Annotated in this window: 13 protein-coding genes; 1 reads left to right on the top strand and 12 read right to left on the bottom strand. The window is 53.0% G+C overall.

What is annotated here, in order from left to right; all coding sequences use genetic code 11:
- Positions 1 to 100 precede the first annotated feature (100 nt).
- From JJQ72_RS11325 to JJQ72_RS11275, 11 genes are all read right to left on the bottom strand, one after another.
- On the bottom strand, positions 101 to 2,080 hold the full coding sequence (locus JJQ72_RS11325) for a beta propeller repeat protein (protein ID WP_208203737.1): 1,980 nt from the start codon (positions 2,078 to 2,080) through the stop codon (positions 101 to 103).
- A 163-nt stretch (positions 2,081 to 2,243) separates the two neighbouring features.
- Positions 2,244 to 3,344 (bottom strand): hypothetical protein, encoded by a 1,101-nt coding sequence (locus JJQ72_RS11320; RefSeq protein WP_208203736.1) that lies wholly within the window; start codon positions 3,342 to 3,344, stop codon positions 2,244 to 2,246.
- Positions 3,341 to 4,495, bottom strand: coding sequence for a glycosyltransferase family 4 protein (locus JJQ72_RS11315; RefSeq protein WP_208203735.1), 1,155 nt, complete (start codon positions 4,493 to 4,495; stop codon positions 3,341 to 3,343). The genes JJQ72_RS11320 and JJQ72_RS11315 overlap by 4 nt, the downstream gene beginning before the upstream one ends.
- A 38-nt stretch (positions 4,496 to 4,533) precedes the next feature.
- The gene (locus JJQ72_RS11310) at positions 4,534 to 5,922 is read right to left on the bottom strand and encodes a glycosyltransferase (protein ID WP_208203734.1); all 1,389 of its coding nucleotides are present in this window, start codon (positions 5,920 to 5,922) and stop codon (positions 4,534 to 4,536) included.
- A gap of 16 nt (positions 5,923 to 5,938) precedes the next feature.
- On the bottom strand, positions 5,939 to 7,612 hold the full coding sequence (locus JJQ72_RS11305) for an ATP-binding cassette domain-containing protein (protein WP_208203733.1): 1,674 nt from the start codon (positions 7,610 to 7,612) through the stop codon (positions 5,939 to 5,941).
- The gene (locus JJQ72_RS11300) at positions 7,605 to 8,534 is read right to left on the bottom strand and encodes a glycosyltransferase (protein ID WP_208203732.1); all 930 of its coding nucleotides are present in this window, start codon (positions 8,532 to 8,534) and stop codon (positions 7,605 to 7,607) included. The genes JJQ72_RS11305 and JJQ72_RS11300 overlap by 8 nt, the downstream gene beginning before the upstream one ends.
- Positions 8,531 to 9,685, bottom strand: coding sequence for a glycosyltransferase family 4 protein (locus JJQ72_RS11295; protein ID WP_208203731.1), 1,155 nt, complete (start codon positions 9,683 to 9,685; stop codon positions 8,531 to 8,533). Before JJQ72_RS11295 ends, JJQ72_RS11300 begins: the two co-directional genes overlap by 4 nt.
- Positions 9,682 to 10,806, bottom strand: a complete 1,125-nt coding sequence (locus JJQ72_RS11290) for a glycosyltransferase family 2 protein (RefSeq protein WP_208203730.1) — start codon at positions 10,804 to 10,806, stop codon at positions 9,682 to 9,684. Before JJQ72_RS11290 ends, JJQ72_RS11295 begins: the two co-directional genes overlap by 4 nt.
- A gap of 159 nt (positions 10,807 to 10,965) precedes the next feature.
- On the bottom strand, positions 10,966 to 12,672 hold the full coding sequence (locus JJQ72_RS11285; protein WP_208203729.1) for an S-layer homology domain-containing protein: 1,707 nt from the start codon (positions 12,670 to 12,672) through the stop codon (positions 10,966 to 10,968).
- Positions 12,673 to 12,704: 32 nt separating this feature from the next.
- Complete coding sequence (locus JJQ72_RS11280; protein WP_208203728.1) at positions 12,705 to 15,275, bottom strand: choice-of-anchor I family protein; 2,571 nt, start codon at positions 15,273 to 15,275, stop codon at positions 12,705 to 12,707.
- A 233-nt stretch (positions 15,276 to 15,508) separates the two neighbouring features.
- Positions 15,509 to 16,621, bottom strand: a complete 1,113-nt coding sequence (locus JJQ72_RS11275) for an MBL fold metallo-hydrolase (RefSeq protein WP_208203727.1) — start codon at positions 16,619 to 16,621, stop codon at positions 15,509 to 15,511.
- Positions 16,622 to 16,882: 261 nt separating this feature from the next.
- Here JJQ72_RS11275 and JJQ72_RS11270 point away from each other — a divergent pair, with 261 nt between their 5' ends.
- A complete protein-coding gene (locus tag JJQ72_RS11270) occupies positions 16,883 to 18,406 on the top strand; it encodes a chitobiase/beta-hexosaminidase C-terminal domain-containing protein (RefSeq protein ID WP_208203726.1) in 1,524 nt (507 codons plus the stop codon).
- A gap of 427 nt (positions 18,407 to 18,833) precedes the next feature.
- On the opposite strand, the gene JJQ72_RS11265 is transcribed toward JJQ72_RS11270, so the two are convergent.
- Positions 18,834 to 21,803 (bottom strand): S-layer homology domain-containing protein, encoded by a 2,970-nt coding sequence (locus JJQ72_RS11265; RefSeq protein WP_208203725.1) that lies wholly within the window; start codon positions 21,801 to 21,803, stop codon positions 18,834 to 18,836.
- Positions 21,804 to 22,021 lie beyond the last annotated feature (218 nt).

Raw genomic sequence — 22,021 nt, 5'->3', positions numbered from 1 at the left:
GCTGCGGACTAGCGGTTCGTCACAGGCGCCGTGCCGGTTCTCTATAACAGCAGCCCCGCGAAGTGGAAGCACTTTTGGCGGGGCTGCTTGTTATTTTGAATTAATGAATAGGGTCCTTGGTCATAATCTGGCCGTTCACACCGACAAATATATATTTTCCATGGGCTTTAACACCATCGGTCATCAGCCTGTTATGAGTCCGGTCAAGCTCAGAATCAGCATCTGGCAGCCGAGATTCCTCCCATTTCACTCCATCCTTAGAAAGGTAATAGGAATTATAGATCATATATTCTCCGTTTATTTCCTTCACAGAATCATTAAAGGCAAAGAACTGACCGTCAAATGCGGTCACAAACTCGAAACGATCATTGTAATCCAGTCCTTGTCCTGCCTTGGACCACATCTTGCCATCCCTGGATACCCACATTTTTGTAGCATCATAGGGATAAACGGCAATATAGCTCTTCCCATTCCAGGCGATGTGGACCTCACTTACATTCAGCCGCGCGAGCTCGGTCCAGGCCGTACCATTGGTGGATTGCATGATTTTTGTATACTGCTTCCCATTATTGTAGATTTGAAAGGCAGCTATGACCCGTTTTCCATCCCATACCATAGAGGTTAGCCAGGTTCCGGACGAACTGACGCTGCCTGCTTGCGTCCATTTCAGACCGTCCTTCGACGTGAACACGCCATTGACTTGATCTGATGCGACAAAAAATGTTCCCGTCCAAGCAATTTTTCTCAAGCCTCCATATGAATGTTTGAAAGGGACGCGTACAAACTTCCAGCTTGCCCCATCCGAAGACACGTACACCCCGCCATTGCCGACTGCAACAAATCGGTTTGCCCCCCAAGCCACATCGAATAGATGGGCTCTTCCCTGTTTCTTATCAAAGGAGAACGGGTTGCTGCTATTCCACTGCGTCCCGTTCAGCGTGTAAATCACACTGCCGTTCAGGCCAACGGCTACCGTTCTTTTCCCGTTGGTGGCAATAGCGCTGAAGTCACTGCTTCCAGCTAGTCTGTAGCTCCACTTCTTGCCGTCACTCGTAAATATGGAATAAATGCCATCCGAGAGACCTCCATCCATATTATTGGAGCCAACACCGGCAAATCCGCCGGTTACCGGATACATCGTATATACGTAGGGCACATGAGATATGTCCTTCTTGGACCAGGTGGTTCCGTTGCTTGAGGTGTATAGAACCTGCTCTCCATAGCTGAAATTGGATCCAAACCCGATCGCCATGTAATTGCTTCCGCTTTTATAAATGGATTGCAGCGACACCCCGCTTGGCGACTTACTTTGTTTCGTCCAGGACACTCCGTCCTTGGAGGTATATATACCGTTGCCAACCCCCAGGTAATGCTTCCCGGTCCAGACCAAATCGTTAATGCCCGCCTTTGTATCCAGCGGCTTAGCAGTCCATTTCACGCCATCCTTGGACATGTACACTTTTTTCTCTTCGTGCCCAAGAATAAAGTAAGTGCCGTTGACATACTTCACAGGACGGGATCCATAAGAAGCGCTCAACTGGAGCGTCTTGGTCCATGCTTCACCGTTGCTCGAGGTGTATACGTGATTTCTTCCTACAGCAACAAATTGCCCTTTACCCCAGATAAGGCTCACGATTGGCTCACCCGGCTCAAAGGACAGCTTGCTCCACGTTAAGCCATCCTTCGACATAAAGGCCTCGGATGGTGTATGCCCAGCATTTCTTGCATATTTTGTATTGGAGCCAAACATCACATATTTGCTGCCATCCCATTCAATAGCAGTCAGGTGGTAGTTCCCGAATGAAGACAATGCCTTCCAGTCCCTGCCGTTCTTAGACTTCATAATGGTTCCGTTCGGACCGACAGCGATATATTCCTGGCGTCCGATTGCGAGTGCATAAGGGGGTTGGGCAATGAAGGTCTCATTCATCGTCCAGCCCTCGCCCAAGGAATACGGCGACTCCTTTAGAGAAATGGATTGAATGCCTTCCGCAGCTACCTCGGGCATTTCCATATTCCTGAAGAAAGGCAGCATTAAGATCATACACAGAAGCAGAATTGTTACTTTTTTTACAGACATGGTTTCCTCCGGTTCATCTAATGGTGTAAAAACTAAAGCTGTCATGCTGTAGTTCTAGTTCTATAGCAAGCCAACCTAAGTCTCCATGCCTATTATATGACTTTAGAATCACCCTTTAATGAGTCTATCAGATCATTTGTAGTGCATTATACCCTTCAGCCTGTTATCGCCGGATAATCCAGCCGGTCAGACCGCGCTTTATCGCCTTCTTTAACCATGCCCGCCGCTCCAGTCTCTTGACTCCTTCCAGACTTCGATGCTGGAAATAATATTTTCTGCGAAAATCCGTCAGAATCCATCCCGTCCGAGGCTCGCGCAGGTATTTGTATTCCCTGGTGACTTCGGGGATTGGCGATCGGACAAGCCGCTTGGAGCTCCTAAGCTCCGGGACCGATTTCTCTTGTAACACAGCGGCGGCGCGAGTCAGCAGGCTGGCATATTCCTGCAGAAGAGGCTGGATGACCTCCAGCAGCTCCGGACTCATGCGGTGCAGATGGTGTGTCAGCACCTCGGGCTGATCTGGCTTGAACCCGCTGAGGTGAACAAATACGACCGGCTTACCGTCCACCCAATACCGGCCATCCTCACGGTACAGCTCCCGCTGGAACATATTCCAGTGCGCAATATTGTACTGGGGCGCATCCAGCCTCCGGAAATCCTCGGCGTAATGGTGAACCAGCATAGGCAGCAGCTTCTGGTCGCAGAACATTCTCCGGCTCAAGTCATCGAAGCAGTAAATTTCAAACCGGCTGATGAGCCAGTCCAGCATTTCTAAAGAGCGTTCATGCTGCCTAAACATCCAGAAGCCGCTGTTATACAGCCCTACCTGCAGCAGCTGCAGATCATCCGGCTGCTGACCATCCAGCGGCAGCGGCTTCGTAATATGCGGTGTGAAGCTGAACAGGCAGGTATCCAGCAGGCTCAGCGCCTCGTCGAACGACGAGGTGACATAAATGTCGGAATCCAGATAGATGACCTTACTGCTGTTGTAATGCAGCATCAGGTGCTTTATCCATGATGGCCTTACCGCATTGCACAATTCAAATGCATTGTAGTAAATGACCATCTGGTCCAGATTGTGAATGTCCAGCTCCTCGAGCAGAACGACCGTATACGGCAAGTCCGCAGGGAGGTCGCTCACGGAATCGGCGTCAATCACCAGCGCAAAGCCTTGGTAGTCCTGCTGGTGCTTCGCCAGCGATTGAAACAGCACCGCAGCCTGGTCCATATAGTCCATTGTAATGACGGTACAAAAGGCGATCATGTCTGATCCTCCTGCCCTGAACGCTCTACTCTGTCACCGCCTCGCAGCACTTCTTCCATTTCCTGCTGAAAATGATCCGCCATGCGAGACAAGGTAAACCTGCGAGACTGCTCCAGCCCGGCCTTTATCCTCTGCTGCCGATGTTCATCCTGCATCAGCTGCTTCACGCCCTCCAGAATCGAGGCCGCATCGCAGGGATCTACATAGATCGGAGCCTCACCTCCGACCTCCAGCAGAGCGCCCTGACCGGAGGTAACCACCGGACAGCCGAGGGACATGGCCTCCAGCACCGGCAGCCCAAACCCTTCATACAGGGAGGGGAATAATAATCCCTCCGCATGGCGGTACAAGTACACCAGCACCTCATCCGGCGCTTCCACGAAGGTCACTCGCTCCTGCAGGCCGAGACGTCCCAGCAGATCCTGCTCCCACGGATTGCTTGGTCCCGTACAGACCAGCTGCAGGTCTCTCTCCTCCTCCCGCAGCCAGCGGGAGAGAGACTGCAGCAGGAAACGGAAATTTTTGCGACCGGTACGGTCTCCTACAAACAGCAAATACCGGGAAGGCAGGCCCTCTACTGCTCTTTCCGCCTTCAAGGACAGCAAATTTCCGGTATGGATCACCGTCATATGAGGCTGCTCTGTCCCCGTCAAAGACACGATATCCTGCGCGGTCTGATGCGAAATGGCAAACACCTTACTCACCCGGTGGATCAGGCTTGCCAGCCGATCGGCATTACTGCCTGCAGGATCATACAATCCGTCAGGACCCAGCACACAGCGCATCGTATCGTGGACGACCATGAAGGAAGGCTTGCCACCAGGCAGGTCGTTCAGAAAGGAATCCTCGAACACGGGCGACGTCATGAACAGCGCATCGTAATGTCCCTGCTTCACCTTTTGGCGGTACCACGCCTTGGACATCTTGTTTACGAACGTATAGAGCTTGCCGCCATAAGGCAGTCGGTCCAGAAGCGGCTTGGCGCGATCCAGCCACTGAAGCCTGCCCGAGATAAAGTCGCTTTGTGACCGCAGCAGCGGCAGATCCATCTCTACCCCTCTTCGCTCCAGCTCTTGAAACAGCGCGCTATAGTAGCGGACCATGCCGCACCGGCCATAGAAAAAAATCTCCGGATCTATCAATACCTTCATGTTGTCCCACTCCCACTTCACTTTCCTGCTGCGTAAGCTTACAGTGACGACTTCGACCCGCCCGGGTAGTCTGTCATCTCAAACGTATACTTCTCTATGAATACCTGCCGCGCCTGATCCGAGAGACGAAAGGCCAGCTCCGGCGATTCCGCCAGCCGCTCACAGGCCGCCGCGAACTCTCCGGCGGTCTCGGCCGGCACATAATGCTCCTGGGGCGTTAAGCCTAGCCCGTATACCGACTCCCCTGTAGCCACGATCGGACGCCCGAAGCCCATCGCTTCCAGAATCTTCAGCTTTGTGCCGCCGCCGGCATGAAGCGGCGAGACGACGATATAGCTTGGGCGGTATACCTCTTCAACCCGCTCAACCCGTCCATAGTAATGGACGCCCTCGCTGTCATTCAGCCATCTTCGCAGGGTCTCGCTGCTCGTATGTCCCGCTACATGAAGTGTCCAGGCCGAATGGACTCTTCTCAGGCGGGGCAGCACCTCCCGAAGCAGCCAGGAGACCGCCTCTTCATTCGGGAAATAATCGAGCGAGCCGATAAACAGCAGGCTACGAGGTGTATCCGGAAGCGGAAGGCGCACCGGCGTGCCGGCCAGACGATTAGGCATGACTTGAAGGCGCAGCTGCGGCAGCCTGTGCTGGAGCAGGGCCTGATCCTCCTCCGAGCAGACATACACGGCTTCAAAGTCGCGCCCCATCCGCTCCTCTTCCCGCTTGAAATGCATTCCCCGAAGCATATAGAGGAGAGATCTTGGCCATTGCCCTTCTTGCCGGTACAAGCGCGCGATTTTGTAATGCGTCGAGGATTCCATATCGTCCAGGTCCAGCTCCATCGCCGGACAGCTTGTCAGACGCTGCAGGTATACAGCGTACTCTCTCAGATAGAGCCGGAAGCATACGATCTTGTCCAGCTTCATACCGCTGTAATAGGTTCTTAGCTGCTCCTGCTCTTCCTCTCCCATTGTCGGCCAGCCGGACAGAGAGGCATGAGAGATTTGTCCACTGCACAGAGATACGAGCGCTTGACATAGCTGCTTTCCCCTGGAGTGCTCTTTCGGGCTGGCATGGATATAGCGAAGCCGGGGGTGAAGCCTCAGCATGGCATGGTCAGGGGGAGCCTGACTGCCTGAGAGAACGACAAGCATATGAACCTCATAGCTCTCCTCCAGCTTCTGTGTCCACTGACAAGCCCGCTTCTCTCTGCCGGCTCCGTTCGGATCGGGAAACACCGGAGAGATCAGCAATAGCCGGGGACGCGGCGCAGCGCAGTCCGTCACGTTGTCCGGGCCTGCCAGAGGCAGGGCATTATGCGTTGTCCTGCGCCGGTATTGAGGTGGCAGAGGCACTCTCCTCCGGCCTTGTGAACAAGGCACCTCCGGCGGCCGAACTGCCAAGCTCGGCCGCGATGTCAGCAGATCCATGGAAACTCCCCTTCCTCTATAGCTCAATGACCTGGGTGGCAAACGCTTTAGCATTTTCTTTCCGGTGCGAGATGAACACGACCGCGCCCTTTCCCATGGCATGACAAATGCTGGACATCACCTGCCGCTCGGTCTCTTCATCCAGCGCGGAGGTCGCTTCATCCAGCAGCAGCAGACGCGGCTGATGATACAGCGCCCGCGCGATGCCCAGCCGCTGCCGTTGTCCGCCAGAGAGGAGGATGCCGTTGTCCCCGGCCAGCGTGTTGAGCCCCTGGGGCAAGCTTCGGACCAGGCTCTCCAGCTTCACCAGAGACAGCACCTTCATCATCCTCTGCTCATCCGCCCTCTCCTGCGTAAAGCTGATATTCTCCGCAATCGTCCCGCTCAGCAGCGCCGTCTCCTGCGGCACATACGCAATCCCCCCTGCACCCGGCTCTATACTTCGTGAGGTATGCATCTGGCCCCGGGAGGGCGGGATGAAGCCGGCGAGAATCATCATGAGCGTGCTTTTGCCCCGGCCGGAATCCCCGGAGATCGAAATGCGGTCACCCTCGCAGATGCTCACAGACAGCTGCTTCATCATCGCCCTGTCGTCTTCGTAGGCAAAAGAAATTCCCTCCAGTCTCAGCAGCTCCGGCTCTTGAAGGGACACGCTGTGAGAAGGAGCTTCAGCTCCCTGCTCCCCTTGTGCAAGCTCCTGCTTCAGGATACTCAGCTGGCTGTGTGTCCCTTCCAGCTCGGCGTAGGAGGAAATGAGCAGGGACATGGACGGAATCAATCGGCGGGACAAAATGGTAAACGACGCCAGGCCGGCAATAAGCTGCGGTGTGCCAGCCTGATCGACCGAAATAACGTACAGAATGCCGAGTCCGATGGCCAGGGTGAACAGCGATTCCAGAGCGATTTTGGGGATATGCGGCAGCACCGACAGGGAGATCTTGGCCTGACTGAGCCGGTCCAGCTCCTTGACCGCCCGCTCCTCCATCACCTTTTCGGCTCCAAATACCCGAATCTCCCGAAACAAATTCAGATTCTCATGCAGGCGGTTATAATAGCTCTGCTCATGCACGTTATGCTCATGGGCAGCCCGGTTGATCCGGGGCTTCATCACCCGGCTCGTCAGCCGGCCGAACAGCAGCAGCACCGCGAGCCCCGCCAGCACCGCTCCCGGAGCCAGAACCAGCATCGTTCCCGCCAGCAGCACCAGATTCATGACCGAGCCGATAAAATTAAAAAACACCTGGTACGAAAATGCACTGTCCAGCGCCGTTGCGGTCAGATGCTTTGCCTTCACGGCTCGGGTCCCGGCGGTGAAATCCTTCCAGGACATATTCATGTACATATGTAACAGCCGGCTCGAATACTCCCGGTACAAACGCTGGGTGAAGGTGCGGGACTGCCACACGGAAATATATTCAAGGATTTGCCTGAGGAGCGTTACCCCAATGAACAGCCCCATGAGTTCAGACAGATCCTCTTGCCCGAAGGACCATCCTCCCATCGCGGCAGGCTCTGCCTGCAGCGTCATTACGAGGACGTAGGTCACGTATACGATCAATAGATCCACAGCCGGCAGGACGCAGGCCAGTCCCAGTGCCAGCTGCAGCCTGGACTTCAGCGCCGCTGGAGCCGCTGCATAAATTTCCCGCAGCCGGTAGCATTGCGCCTTCAGCTTCAACACCTCAGTCATGCCACGCCCTCTGTATGCGGCGGAAGAAAAGAGCCAGGTTCTCCACCCGATTTCTCCAGACCTCTCTCTGATACACGCTCCGTGCATAAACCTCATCCTGCGGCAAAAAAGGACGTCCCAGCGCGCTGTAAGTGCTGCTGCCGTGCGCGATAAAATGCGGCGTCAATCGCCCTGCATGAAAATACGTGAAATCATTGCGTTCCTTGTTCCACCACAGATGGCTCCATAAATGCAGACTGTATACATTCTCCGGCAGCTCCACCTGCTGGTGGAACAGACGGCGTATGCCCTCCCGGCTCCAGTCCAGATGGAAAAAGGACGACTCCGGCTCCACATGAACAAGCTCCGGAAAGCTGCGGCTGAGCCGGTACGGCAGAAACGTCGAGTGCGCACTCCACGAGCCATCAAATTCCTGCATGATGGAATCCAGCCAGTACTGAATAAAGCGCGAGCCCGGCTCCGCCATAATCAAAGCGTTGCACAGCGAGCCGCCGGCTTCCCGGGCAGCGGAAACGTTCAGATCCACTTTTTCATGGCCCATGACACAGGGATGGCGGTACAGCTCTTCCGGAATCGGCCTCACAAACATCGTATCAATATCTGCATACACCCCGCCGTATTCCAGCAGCATCTCCAGCCGGGAGATGTCAGACAGGTGCGCATAACGGTATTGCTCAAGCGAAGGGTCTTTATAATCATAGGCGGCCATAGATTCATCCTGCTGAATGGGGTGTAGCACCAGGGAATCCTTGATACGGTCCCACCACTCCCCATACGGAAGGTGCTCATAGTGAAAATACACCCGTTCCGGCCGGTTCACCTCTATACAGGAGGCAATCGCCATATAGTGCGAGAGATGGAAGGGCTCGGTCTGCGGCTTCAAGCCGAACACAAAGTGAAACACCTTGGGAATCATCGTCATGGAAAAAGCACCTCTATGCATGTATTGGCAATACGCTCAGGATGGAAGGCACGCGACACCTTGTCCCGAAGCTGCCCGCCTTTATGCTTCGCCCGGGACGGGTCCTGATAGATTGCCCGTAATACCTTGCGTACCTCCTGCTTGTCCACCGCCGCCCATTGCTGCTCCTGGGTATAGGAGCCTTTGCCGAACGCGGTGGCCACACGCTCCAGCTGGAACGGCAGCAGATAAGCATCCTCCGGAGACAAATAATCCAGCTGTCCGCCGTGGGAGGTCATCACAACGGCCTTGCCGTACCAGGCGGCTTCATACGCGCCCATACCCCAGCCTTCGCCGCGCGTGCAGGAGACGAAGCAGTCTCCCTGCTGATGCAGCCAGGCGAGATCGCCGGCACACCATTCCTTCGTCACATGCAGTATACGTCCTCCTTCAGGCTGCGCTTCCGTCAGCTTCTTCAAGCTGGAGCTGCTGGAGTCAAAGGTCGGCCGGAGAAACAGCTTCTTCCAGCTGCGGCGGCAGGTCGTCCAGTCCAACGCGTCTGTCTTTAAGAGAAGGACGGCCTTCTCATCTTGGTGAAACTCCTCCCGAAAAGCCTCGATCAGCAAAGGCTGGTTCTTTCGCTCATTCCACATGCCAATGCTATAAAAGAGAAAGCGGCCTTCCGCCTCTGCAAGCACCTTTTGCAGATCATGACTTGGCGCTGTGTGCGGGGTCGCCCCACCAAACTCTGACACATGCGGCAGCACAACCACCGGCACTTCCACGCCGCAAGCCAGCAGCACCTCCCGGTTCCACTGACTTGGCACAAACACGCCGTGCAGCCGGTTCAGTAGTCCCGCCCAGTGCGGCGGAATGCGATCGGTCTCCCAGGCGGTGTAGCCCCAGACCGGTGCGTGCGGGTGCGTGCGGCTTGTCTTCTCCAGCCAGTACGGGTAATATTCCGGCACGGTGTGAATGATCACCGCCTCGGCGGAGGCTCGGGCAGGGAAGCGCTCCTCCCGCACCAGAATGCCGCCGCGGTTCACGCGTCCGGAGCGGATCAAGGTCTGCTCTACCCTGATGCCGGCGGCCTTCAGCGCAGTGATCAGACCGGCCGCGGCCGTTCCGTAACCGGTCTGTTCGTCGCAGGAAATATAATGAACGCTTCTCAAGACGTCCTCCTGCTGAGGTCCTGAAGCGAAAGCTTGTAATAGCGGTATAGCTTGCAGGTATAATACACGAACCGGGTACGCCTGGTTTGGAGCAGCGTCTTGTACAATTGAGGCAGAAGCCCCGGCTTGTATGCCTTATCGATCTTGTCCATCACCTTCTGGTCGTTCAGGATGCTGCGGATATATGCCAGCTTCTCGGACCGGGTCAGGGGACAGTCTTTATAGAACAGATTAATGAAGCTGATGATCGTATTCGGCACGAAAATATAATACGCCTTCGGCTCCAGTTCCCCTTGAATGCCAACGCTCCCCAGCAAATATTCCAGCGCCTTATCATGTGCCAGGTTGACAGAGTGAAACTGCTGAGGGCGGTAGCTGGTCGTGAGGGAGCCTTCTTTTTTCTTCGTGTAGTAGTACAGGGATTGATTCAGAATAAACACCGAGCGGCAGTATTTCAGATACTCTATATTAAAAATAAGGTCCTCCGCATAATGAACTCCATCCGGCATCTTGATATCATAGTCCTGGATGATGCTAGCTTTATAGAGTCTCGCACAGGGACTGTTAATGAGTGCGGTTTCAAACAGAGAGAGAATTTCTGCAGCATGTTCTTTCGAGATGCTGATCTTGCCGTCAAAGGCGAGCTCGGGGCGCAGCATTCTCTTGTTCTTGAAGTACACATACTCAACCGTCATTGGACTGATCACCAGATCACTCCCGCTCTCCTTCATTCCGTGAATAAGCTCCGCGAACATCGTCGGCATAATGTAGTCGTCGGCATCAATAAAGGAAATATAATTCCCGCGCGCGTGGCGAATACCCAGATTACGGGCCGCGGACGGACCCTGATTATGCTGCTGAAATACAGAAATTCGGCTGTCCCGCTGCGCATATTCCTGACAGATGAAGAAGCTCTCGTCCTGCGAGCCATCATCCACCAGCAGTAATTCAAAATCCGCATAGGATTGCTGCTGGATCGAATCCAGACATTTACGAATATAACGTTCCACATTGTACACCGGAATAATAATCGATAGTTCAGCCATTGTGTTCAGCTCGCTTTTGTTAAATTTGAATTCATTCCACGGCAGGAGTAACTCTTCTTCTGATTTTAGTTCCATTATATAGCACTATTACGACAATAAACATCAGAATCATGTATATTTCGACAATTATACTGGGGCATACTCACAAAATACTCACAAGCAACGAAAACACAGCCCCCCTGCACGACTGAACGTGCAGAGGGGCTGTGAAATTTCGACCTATCATTTGCTGTCTTACTTACTCATACCCTGCAGAAGCAGCGCCAGCAGCTTCGCAGCTTCCTCGCGGCTTGCAGCCGCCTTCGGCTGGAACAATGCACCCGGCGTGCCCTGAATCATACCTGCACGTTGAAGCTGCTCGACATCCGCCTGCGCCCAGGCACTGATCGCGCTGCGATCACGGAACGATTCGAGACTGCCCTCGGCGTCCGGCACAGGCAGCTCATATTCGATATGCCGGACATAGCGGCCCAGCATGACGACCAGCTCTTCCCGGGTGATGAGATCATGAGGCTTGAAGGTATCCGGGCCTTTGCCCAAAGCAATGCCTTCACGGGAAGCCCAGTGAATAATGTCCGCATACCAGTGACTGGCATTCACATCTTTGAACGGCTGCTCCCCGGCAATGCTCAGGCTGTCCCCGGACATCCTCGCGAGCACGCTCAGGAACTCCGCTCGTGTCATGGAAGAACCAGGCTGAAAGCGGTCTGCTCCATAGCCCTGCACCAAACCACGCGCGGCCAGGTACGTAACATAACTCTGCGACCACCCGGAAACATCACGGAACTCCTGCTTGTTATACCCGATCCCATAAATCGAGAAATGCTTAACGGCAAAGGTATACATCCCGTTGGTTGAATCTAACCATCCATTTGGCACGGCCGTCAGGGTGCCGTTCTCGGCAATATGATATACAACCAGAGCGTCACGAGCTTCGCCCGCTGCAGCCGAATATGGAATGGACACCTTGACGGTGCCGCCGCCAAAGTCGGCAACGGTGCCTCCTTCGTGACGGATGCTTAGATCAAGTACAGGCCGATTCCCTGTCACCGTCTTCACGAGGACTGGCATTGCAGCGGTTTCGATCTTGGACACCTCAATCTGCATGGCTCCGCGCACCTGGGTTTGGAAGGCCTGAATCACTTTCGTGTCCATCGACAGCTGTGCAAGAGGCGTGGTGATGGACAAATGGGGGATTCCGCTGCCGCTCAGCAAGGCGGCTGTACCTTCCGGCAGCTCCAGGGAGACCCGGTTAGCTGATGCCGCTCCTGCAGACAGCTGAAGCTCCAGCATTCTCTTCTTGGAAGAACTTCCGGCATCCTGCTTCCACAGCTCAATCAGCGACTTCATCTGATCTCCAGAGACGACGGCCTTCGTGACTCCGCTCACCTGGCTTCCAGGCACTTGAAGGAACACCTTCGCTCCATCCGGGCTAACTCCGGTCTGTCCCGGCAGGATCGGCGAAGGGAACGGCGATCCCGGTTGGACCGGACTGCCCGTGGACCCGCCCGGTGAGCCTGTATCTGGGTTGTTGGGATGTTGCGGGCTGGAAGCCAGGATCGTTAACGGCCGGGTCACCCGGCTGCCGCCAGAGGCAGCAGACACCTCGTATGAACCCGAAGCCCAAGCCGACGGGACGGTAATCGCGCTGCGATACTGGTTCGATGACGTCTTTACGGTATCGAAATAGAGTATTTCACCTGCCGTATTGCGCACAGTGAGAATAACATCGGAGGAATGGGACCCTCCGGAAAAGACAAGCTCCTTACCCGCTGCAGCTTGTGCCGGAGCCTCCAGCGTCAGCGTGGATGCCTGGCTCACGGCCTGTAAAGGGGCCGAAACCGCGCCTGCCTCAGGCAGAAGTGTTGAACTGTGGGCGGCCGGCGGCAGGCAAGCTGCGCCGAATGTAACCATCACCAAGGCAGCGACCCAATTGCGCATGCCTGTTCCTCTTCGTTGTAGATTTCTCATCTTTATTGCACCCCGTAAGCATCGGCAAGCACCTGAATGTTTTCGCCGTCCACGGCGGATACCACCATAATCTTGACCTTCTTGTTCTGGCCGATACGAATTTCTTCAGAAACCATGTCTGTTCCGTTCTGGACGTGCTTGATCAGCGTCAGGCCCGGCGTTGTGTAGTCTGCACCCTCATACACCTGAACAACAAGATCATATCCTGAGCTGTAGACAGGCGCGCCCGGAGTCTGTGATACCGAATACTGATAGACCGACATGCCGGATGCGGTGGACTTCTGCACGTCCAGCTTCAGCGGACGCACATCGTTGTCCGGCTCCACATAGCCCTGATGAAGCTGATACACGGCGACCGTTCCGCTGACCTCATGAGCAGCCAGCAGCAGCGGATATCCGGTCGGGCTGTCGGCCGCTTTAATGACCGCCAGGCCTTCCGGCGCGACATCTCCTTTAATCTTGGCGCTATAGTCCCGGGTGTTCATGTAATCGAAAAATTTAGCCTCAGCCGGATTCGTAATATCATAGACCATAATTCCACCGATCCGCTCCAGCCCGATAAAGGCATACACCTTGCCTTCTACCTCCAGCACCTTAATATCCTCGGGCTCCGGCCCTTTTTTGGAGCTGCGGTGATCCAGCGTCAGATTGTCATTGGATACGTTGAACTGATGAGGATAGCGCTCCGCTGTGATTTTTTCAAAATCACTCCCGCTGTCATACACCAGCTCCAGCGTCTCTGCATTCCAGATGGAGAAGGAGCGACCGCCCAGAATGTACGTCTTGTCATTCTCTAATCCGTCATGTTCTTCATTCTTCAGTGTATCTATGGAACCGCCGCTTACCGAAGTGCTGCCGATGTTCGCATACTCTGCCCACTCTCTCGCATCTCCTTCATTCGGGGTCAGCAGGTAGGTCACGCCGCCAATGTTTGCCGTAGCGGCTCCATCCGGCATGTACGCACCGAATACGCTGTAATTATGGATTTCAATCTGGCCGTTCCGGTGGATGTCCAGCTCGTTGCCAGGAAGACTGTGATCCTTGAATCCGAGTCCCTTGATGCTCGTAAACTTCATGCTCCCGATATCCAGCACCGCGACGGCATTGGCTTCCTGAAGGGTCACATAGGCCGTTTTGCTGTTATCTGCGACCGCAATGTACTCCGGCTCCAGATCGACAGAAGGCAGGGTGTTCTTTTTCAAAATAACCTGATGATTTACCAGCTCAGCTCGGGCTGCATCCCAAGCTTCAAAGGTAACTTGAACCGCCTTGGCGCTGTTGATGCCGTCACGCAGGTCGACGATGGACACCGAGCCCTTAGGATCTACGGCTCCCGGTCCGTAGCCGCTGCGCGGCTCCCCTTCGTCGGCAGTCAGAACATACTGCCCGTCCGGCGTAAAGGTAATCATATCCGGCTGTACGCCTACCTCCAGATGGGTCACGTAATCTCCATCATAATTTAGCAGCAGCACAGCACCATTCTTGGCGTAATCCTGTTCCTGAACAGCGACTGCAATGAGCTGGTGCCCGGTGTGGATATCAACGCTCGTCACATCTCCGAAGGTGAAGCCGGGAATCATGCTGCTCAGGCTCACCTGCTTCTTCAGTGAAAAGGACGCGCTGCCAGCACTCCAATCTCCGAGGCTGATGATGTCGATCGTCTGAGCATTACCGTTGACTAGATACATATTTCCGTTATCCGGGTTGTACTTGACGATTTCGGCCGCGCCACCGTCCTCATTCTGGCTGCCCGTGAAGAAGCTGCCCCAGTAAGATAGGCCACCAGGGACCGCCGGCTCTCCGCCCACGGCTGGCACTGCAGGGATTTGCGGAGTTGGCGCCGGGTTGGGTACCGGATTCGGAGTTGGCTCGGTCGGCGCCGTCAGCCCCCAAGCTCCGTCAGCCAGGCTGCGGGGACGGTGTAACGCTATGAATTCCGGCGTCTGGCTTTTGTATTCCAGAACCTCGAAATCGGTGTTGTTCTGATTTGTATCGTTAAAATTAATGCGCCGGATTGATTTTTGCTTGGAGATAGACGGGATTACCTGGCCTTCGACCCCGTCCTTACCCGCTTCCTTCACAGTCACTTGATCCACGACGCCACCGCTGCCGTTCACAAGACGCACATTATATTGGTCATTGTCGATATAACGGCCTGTCCAATCTAGATCAAAGGAATCCATCTGAAGCAGGCTGACACTGGTCGTTTCAGCCGCCCCCCGAATTAGATAAGAAGCATGTGATGGAATGATGCCGCTAAGCTCCAGCGCCACCCATTCCCCAGCCGTGGTGCCGGGGTTCCCCGCGCTGCGTAGAGATGAATATTCTATCTTCCAGCCCTCCAGGCTGATCGGCGCTTCCGTCGGATTGTACAGCTCAATAAAGCTATGGCTGATCGGTGTATCGCTCTTGCCGCCACCTCCGTACACCTGGTGAATCAAAATCGTATCGGGACCGACAGCACTCTCCTCTGCTGCATGCACGCCCACAAAGCTGACTACAAGCTGGACAAACACAAGCAGCCCGGCGATGAAGCCGAGTATTCTTTTTCTGCGCAGCCTTGAATTTATCATTTTGCACACCTTCCCCTTTGCTTGATCTGGTCTGCCCACAACTGCAACGATCATGACGATATCAAAGATTCCATGTGAGCGTTCACTTCATCTATCATAGTGAAAAAAAGCTAGGCTCAGGTCATAGCGATGTTAAATATGAGGCCGGTTTCTGTAAAAGCGCGTCAAAAAGCCCCATTCATCTCTGAATGGAGCTTCCTGCTAGTGCTGCTGTATCCGATCGGATTGTATGTTTATGGCTTCTCTACAACGTCTCTCCACCACCCGGACGCCTCGCCTCTATCCTGCTGAATGAGAGGAATGGTCTCGCCCAGCCGGGGAGTAACCAGCTTCATGTTCAGCTGCTCCGCAGCTGGCAGCGCACGCTCGATCGGCTCGGTCCAGCCGTGATAAGCCAGGGTAAATGCCCCCCAGTGGATTAGCATCATTTGCGCGCCCTGCACATCCCTTGCTGCCTGCACGGCCTCCTCGGGAGTCATGTGAACCCAAGACCAGCGATGATCATATTGACCGCCTTCGACCAGCGCCAGGTCAAAGGGGCCGTATGTCTCCCCGATCTTTTTAAAGTGAGCCCCGTATCCGCCATCCCCGCTCGTGAATACGCGCGTCCGTTGTCCCAGGATGACCCAGCCTCCCCAAAGAGTCGTGTCCTTATTCAGCAATCCCCTGCCCGAGAAATGCTTCGACGGTGTCAGCACAAGGCGCAGGCCCTCAAACTCCCGCTCCTCCCACCAGTTCAATTCCGTAATGGCATCCTCCGGAACCCCCCAGCGGATTAGGTGTGCGCTGACACCACAAGGCACGAAGAAATGACGGACCTTATGCCGCAGCTTGGAGATCGACGGATAGTCCAGATGATCGTAATGGTCATGCGTAATCAGAACCGCATCAATCGGCGGAAGCTCGTGTATCATCTGCAGCACATCCTGACTGTACCGCTTACTTCCTGCGAAGGAGACCGGCGAAGCCATCATACCGAGCATGGGGTCAACGAGAATATGCTTGGAATCCATCTGAAGTAAAAAAGCGGAGTGCCCAAACCATGTCACATGATCCTCTGCACGATCTATACGGCTCCAATCCGTCTTAACCATGGGCAGGGCAGCCTTGGGCGTACGCTCCTTCCTCCCGATCATTGAATCCCTCGTCATGGACAATAAATCCGAGACATTCATGCTCATGCGGGTCGTCTCCAGGTTTCTGAACCGGTTACCGGTATAGTTCTTCATCTCGCTGTACCGGGCCACCTGTCCCCGAGTTGGACTGCCCCCAAACACAGGATGCAGGCTCATAAACAACACCGCTCCCAAAATAACTGCTGCAAGAACGATCCATATATAAATCATGCCTTTCGTTCCTTTCCTGATAAAATCGACGCTTGCCTATGTCTATACTATCATAAAGAAAGCTTCTCATGAAACTAAAGCACAGCGGCTGCCGACCCCCCTTTCAGCCATGGACACTCCGATTTGTAAATATTCGTGAACCAGCAGTGAACCATGCTCCTCCTCCCCGTAAATATCCATTAAACCCCCTACATTTTGGCCCAGTTATAGCCGATACAATGAGTAGCTTATCACTTGAACATTAAAGGAGTGTTGCTTGGAATGAAGAAATGGTTAAGTTTTCTGCTTCTCTCGCTGCTGTGTCTCACCCTGGGTCCTCTCGGCTCCGTTGCCGCCAAATCCTCTGCAGATTTTACGGACCTGAAGGATCTGGATGCTGCCACCAAAGCCAAGTTCGATGCCATGATCAGTGCAGGTGTGTTTGAAGGAGTTAGCGAGAGCACTTTCGGTTTGAAGGAAGAAATGAACCGCGCTCAATTCGCAAAAGTCGCTGCCTTGATTTTTGGACTCACAGTCGATAAAAATGTGAAGACATCCTCCTTTTCGGATGTAAAGGCGGATGACCCGGCTAACGGTTATGCACTGCCTTATATTGAAGCTATCAAAGCAGCCGGGATTACGGACGGAGTATCCTCGGACCGCTTCAATCCTGCCGGGGAAGTCACGAAAGAACAGCTGGCCACCTTTTTTGTGAGGGGCTTGGACATGAAAGAAGAAGCGTTGTCTACGCCTCCCGTGAAGGATGAAACGGTCTCCGATTGGGCGAAGAGTTATGTAGCGCTCGCTTTGGAGAAGAAATTGATGGTTAACGGCGCAGATGGCAATTTTGGCGGCACTGTTCCTGCTGTCCGAGATCTGCTGGTCACTTCCTCCTACGAAGCTAAAAACGTCTACGTACAGCAGGTAGAAGAGAAGCAGCGCCTTGAGGAAGAGAAGAAACAGCAGGAGGAAAAAACCGTGCAGCCTGTACCCGTGCAGCCTCCGGTCATTGTATCTCCTCCGGTTGTAGAGCCTCCGGTAACGGTGCCACCAGTGCCTCCAGTGCCTGTTGAGCCTCCAGTGCCTACTAATCCTACAGTGTCTACGGAGCCCCCAGTGCCTGTTGAGCCTCCAGTGCCTACCGAGCCTGTAACTCCTCCTGTACCGCCGGTGCTAGAGCAGGCGGCGATGCCAACGGCTGATATTCCAGAGGGAACTGTGGCAGAAGAGACACTTATAACCCTGACATCCGCAACGGAGGGTGCTTCAATTTACTACACTAAGGATGGAAGCACACCTACAAATCAAAGCATGCTGTACGATGCCCCGATCTCGATCACAGAGGACGTCATCATTAAAGCGATTGCTGTCAAATCTCCATCTCAGGATAGTGAAATGTTGACGTTAGTCTATACCCTGGATGTCATGGAGGATGTCGTCGAGGATCCAGATGCACCGGCTTTTACTTCCGGCTACCCACGTCTGGGACAAGGCTTACCTGCAAACAGCAAGAACTTTCACATTCTGCTCAATGTCGATAAAGATAGCTCCGTTTATTTTGTCGTCGTTGATCATCAAGAGATGCCCCTGAGCCCTCAGCAGATTATAAATGGAAACAATCATAACGATACAAATGCCATTTTTTCAGGTCAATATCCGGTTTCAGCCAATCAGGAGGTTAGCATCTATACTGGACATCTGCCAGAGTATAGTACAGCTTACAGCATTTATCTCATTGCAAGTAATGGCTCAGGCAAGTTCTCTATTCCTGTCAGGCTGGATGTAGTAACACCGCCTCAACCATAAGGTAGTTAACTTGGAGCACGTTCAAGACAATATCCTGCGCATTACTTTCAATCGGGATGTGAATGCTCAATCCGCTGGGAACAGAGTGAACTACGAGTTCATAGATACGCAAGAAATACATCAGTTCCCTAGGAATCCTGAAACTGTTAATGTATCTGCACACGGAAGCAATACCGTCGACCTTGACCTTGGACAATGGTACGCTGACCTTGCCAGCGATACCGTAATTAACCTTAGCATACATGGCGTGCTCGATCTAAACAGTAACGAAATTGAATTCGGCCACCAAAACGCCCAGCTTACAAAGCCATAATCCAGCTTCCCCCGGGGTCAAATGACCCGGGGGTTTTTCTATTTCAGGTTAAGCTATACCGAAAAAAAGAAGACCTCATCCTAGAAAGGAGAGGTCTTCTTATCATGCTAAATACTAGGAGTTAATCAAATCTGCTGCTTGCAGCATGCGGCGTACCAGCACGGCTGCTTCAGCACGGGTCAGGCTGGCACTGACATCCAGCCTGCTGCCGCGGCCTTGAATCAGTCCCAGGTCAATGGCTTCTGCAAGCTTCATCCGCGCCCAGCCTGCAGTTTCATTGCCATCCGTGAAGGTGGACAGCAGGAGCTCTGCCTTGTCCTCATCCATCGCGGTGCCCAGCTCCGCAATGGCCGCTGCCCGGGACAGCACAACGGTAGCTTCCTGACGGCTGATTAGTGCCTGAGGCTGGAAGGAGCCGTCAGCATACCCGCTAATCAGGCCATAGTTCATGCCCGCCTGTACGGTTTGTGCATACCATGCATCCGCTGTAATGTCCGTAAATGCATTCGTATAGGCAGCACCTTGAATGCCCAGGCCGCGCAGAACCATCGCTACAAACTCCGCTCGTGTCACAGAGGCGTTGGGACGGAATTCCGTCTCTGATACACCTGTAACAATTAAGCGAGAAGCCATATCATTAACAGCTGCATTCGCCCAATGGCCTGCAGTATCCGGCATTTCATCCGGATTATAAATGACAGAATACGTGCTGTTACTCAAGCTGTTGATGACCGCATAGCGTTTGCCGTTTTGTTCTATAACCATTGTCGGCACATGGTGCAGGCTGCCGTCAGACGTCAGCACTACACCTGTCGTGATGTTGTCCTGACGGACATCATCCGGCAGGGCGATCGACCGTGTAACATAACTTTCAAATTGGTTGATTTCAACTACGTCCGCGCCGGAGGAAGCAGATACTTTAAAATCTATGGGCTGAACGATGGATGCAAACCCTCCCGCCTGTGCTGCTGCCTCAACTTGAGCGGTGTTCTCCTTGGAAGCTTCCTTAATTTCAATCTGTACCTGAATATCCTCAAGCTTGATGCTTACACCCATTTGCTCTGCTACTTTACTAATTTGAATCTGGGATGCCGGCAATGCATAGCTCCCACGATCCGTGACCATTTGAATTTCTGTACCTTTGTCTTCCATCGCTTGGATCAGGTTTCCACTTAATTGTCCAACCACAGACGGGCTGTCGCCGCTAACTGGAATGATCAGCTGCTTATTGTTCTCACGGGCCAGCTTGTCCATTACTTTTTGTGTATCTACTAAGATCTTTGTTACGGATTGCCCGTTAATGATGTCCTTCTTTGCTGTCGCCAGCTGTTCCTGCTCGACACCATCCACAATAATCTTCACGCCGGTATTGACCGGGTTTACTGGAGTGGTGTTATTCGTGCTGCCTGGAGTATCATTCACAGGAGCAGGTGTAGGAGTAGGTACAACAGGTTCAGGGTCAGGTACAGGAGCAATTACCGGAACCGTTACGGCTGCTTGCGCTTGCTGCCCACCATACACCGCAGTAATCACCGTCGTTCCGCTTGCAAGCGCAAGCACCTGGCCTGATTCGTTGACCTCAGCCACATTGGTATTGCTGGATGAAAATTCTACTCCACTAGAGAGCTGCAGCTCGCTTTGATCAGAATACACGGCTGTGACCACCGTTTGGTGAGTAGCACCGATCGGCAGGCTATAGCTGCCTGCATCCAGCTTCAAGCTGGCCAAGTTAACCGGAGTCGGAGTCGGTACCGTCGGCTGCTGCGACCAGACCGCGTATAGCGTGACACTCTCTGTCATGGTGATGCTATCGTCCGGCAAGTATGAGGTTCCTGTACCGTCCGGCATCGTGTTCCATCCCGAGAAATAGTGTCCTGTTTTTGTCATATTCGTCGTATTTCCGAGCACAAGGGCTGTTTCACCCGGGAAATACGCCGTGGAATCTACTACTGGCATACCTGTTGTGCTTCCATTACTGTCATAAACGATGGCTGCCATTAGACGCACAATATTAAAGCCTGTCAAATTTACACCGTAGGTATAGCCAGAATGATCTACAGCCACATCCATGATCATAGACTGCTCACGCGTGACATATGGGAGCTCTTCCCAATGATCAGCACTCATTTCATAAGGGAGTTTTAATACTCTTGATTTCATGAAGTCTACTACAACAAGGTTGTCAAAAGGATCAACATGAATACCCATGGTAATAAACATATCATTCATTCCATTAGATACAGGTGTAACATTCAGCCAGGTATCCTGTCCGGCCGGCAGTTTGTAAATAGACGTTTGGGACATGAAACCGCTAGCAGGCATATCACTGACGAATACATTTCCTGCTCCATCTACTGCAATATCAAGTGGGTTATTTAATACAGCATCTGATCCTGGAAGTGTAGTCCATGTATCGGAGTTAGGCTCAAGCTTCCAAATATGGTTAACAGGCACCTCATCATCTTCGACTATGTACTGGCTGTCAACAGCGTACACATTTCCTTCAGCATCTACCGCAATCCCCATCGCATATTGCATGTTAACCCCGTGAGTAATGTCTTCCCATTCCTCGGTGCCAACAGGCAATTTATAAATTTTTGCTACATTAGAAATGCTGCCATTGTGGTTTAACGCTACATTAAAAATACTGTTATCGGACACATAAATGTTGCCAGCAGCATCTACAGCAATACCGACTGGATTATTAAACGTCTGGCCAAAAGAAATATCCTCTACTTGCAGGGTGTCCTTAGAAATTTTCTCGATTTTCCCTTTCGGTCTTCCTGCCGAATCTGTCATACTGGCTGACAGTTTCGTAGTGTATACGTTATCTTGAGAATCGATATCTATAAAGAAGGGATACGTCATCTCATTCTGTGGAACCTCAAGGCTAAACGGAACACTATAATTCGTCCAAGTCAACGGCCCAGTATACCCCGGTGTTACATTCTCATGAGGCTGGTAAACCACCCGATCTGCGTGTGCTGTACTGCTGAACGGGGTCAGTGAGGTCAGCACCAGCATGGCACTGAGCAACAGGGATAATAACGCTTTCATCTTTTGTGCTTGTGTCTTTAGCATCATTTCAAATCTTCTCTCCTTCGGGTTGATTGAGCATAAGTTACCATGATCATATCAATCATTGTCGAATAATGGAAGAGAAATGTCGAAAATATGAAGAAAATCTGCGACTTTTGACTTTATTTCACCTTTATTTTCCTGATTATCTAGTATTAATAAGTCTTTTTTACTAGTTCTAGTCTTTGAGAACATCGTATATGTGCTTGTCTTCGCAAAGATCT

The sequence above is a fragment of the Paenibacillus sp. F411 genome, assembly GCF_017582705.1.
In the GTDB taxonomy this organism is placed as follows: domain Bacteria; phylum Bacillota; class Bacilli; order Paenibacillales; family Paenibacillaceae; genus Paenibacillus_AQ; species Paenibacillus_AQ algicola.
This window is presented reverse-complemented; position numbering and strand designations above follow the sequence as displayed.

Bases quoted from the DNA above. Each gene is read 5' to 3' on its own strand.
- JJQ72_RS11325 (WP_208203737.1), bottom strand. From the start codon at position 2,080: ATGTCTGTAAAAAAAGTAACAATTCTGCTTCTGTGTATGATCTTAATG.
- JJQ72_RS11320 (WP_208203736.1), bottom strand. From the start codon at position 3,344: ATGATCGCCTTTTGTACCGTCATTACAATGGACTATATGGACCAGGCT.
- JJQ72_RS11315 (WP_208203735.1), bottom strand. From the start codon at position 4,495: ATGAAGGTATTGATAGATCCGGAGATTTTTTTCTATGGCCGGTGCGGC.
- JJQ72_RS11310 (WP_208203734.1), bottom strand. From the start codon at position 5,922: ATGGATCTGCTGACATCGCGGCCGAGCTTGGCAGTTCGGCCGCCGGAG.
- JJQ72_RS11305 (WP_208203733.1), bottom strand. From the start codon at position 7,612: ATGACTGAGGTGTTGAAGCTGAAGGCGCAATGCTACCGGCTGCGGGAA.
- JJQ72_RS11300 (WP_208203732.1), bottom strand. From the start codon at position 8,534: ATGACGATGATTCCCAAGGTGTTTCACTTTGTGTTCGGCTTGAAGCCG.
- JJQ72_RS11290 (WP_208203730.1), bottom strand. From the start codon at position 10,806: ATGGAACTAAAATCAGAAGAAGAGTTACTCCTGCCGTGGAATGAATTC.
- JJQ72_RS11285 (WP_208203729.1), bottom strand. From the start codon at position 12,672: ATGCGCAATTGGGTCGCTGCCTTGGTGATGGTTACATTCGGCGCAGCT.
- JJQ72_RS11280 (WP_208203728.1), bottom strand. From the start codon at position 15,275: ATGATAAATTCAAGGCTGCGCAGAAAAAGAATACTCGGCTTCATCGCC.
- JJQ72_RS11275 (WP_208203727.1), bottom strand. From the start codon at position 16,621: ATGATTTATATATGGATCGTTCTTGCAGCAGTTATTTTGGGAGCGGTG.
- JJQ72_RS11270 (WP_208203726.1), top strand. From the start codon at position 16,883: ATGAAGAAATGGTTAAGTTTTCTGCTTCTCTCGCTGCTGTGTCTCACC.
- JJQ72_RS11265 (WP_208203725.1), bottom strand. From the start codon at position 21,803: ATGATGCTAAAGACACAAGCACAAAAGATGAAAGCGTTATTATCCCTG.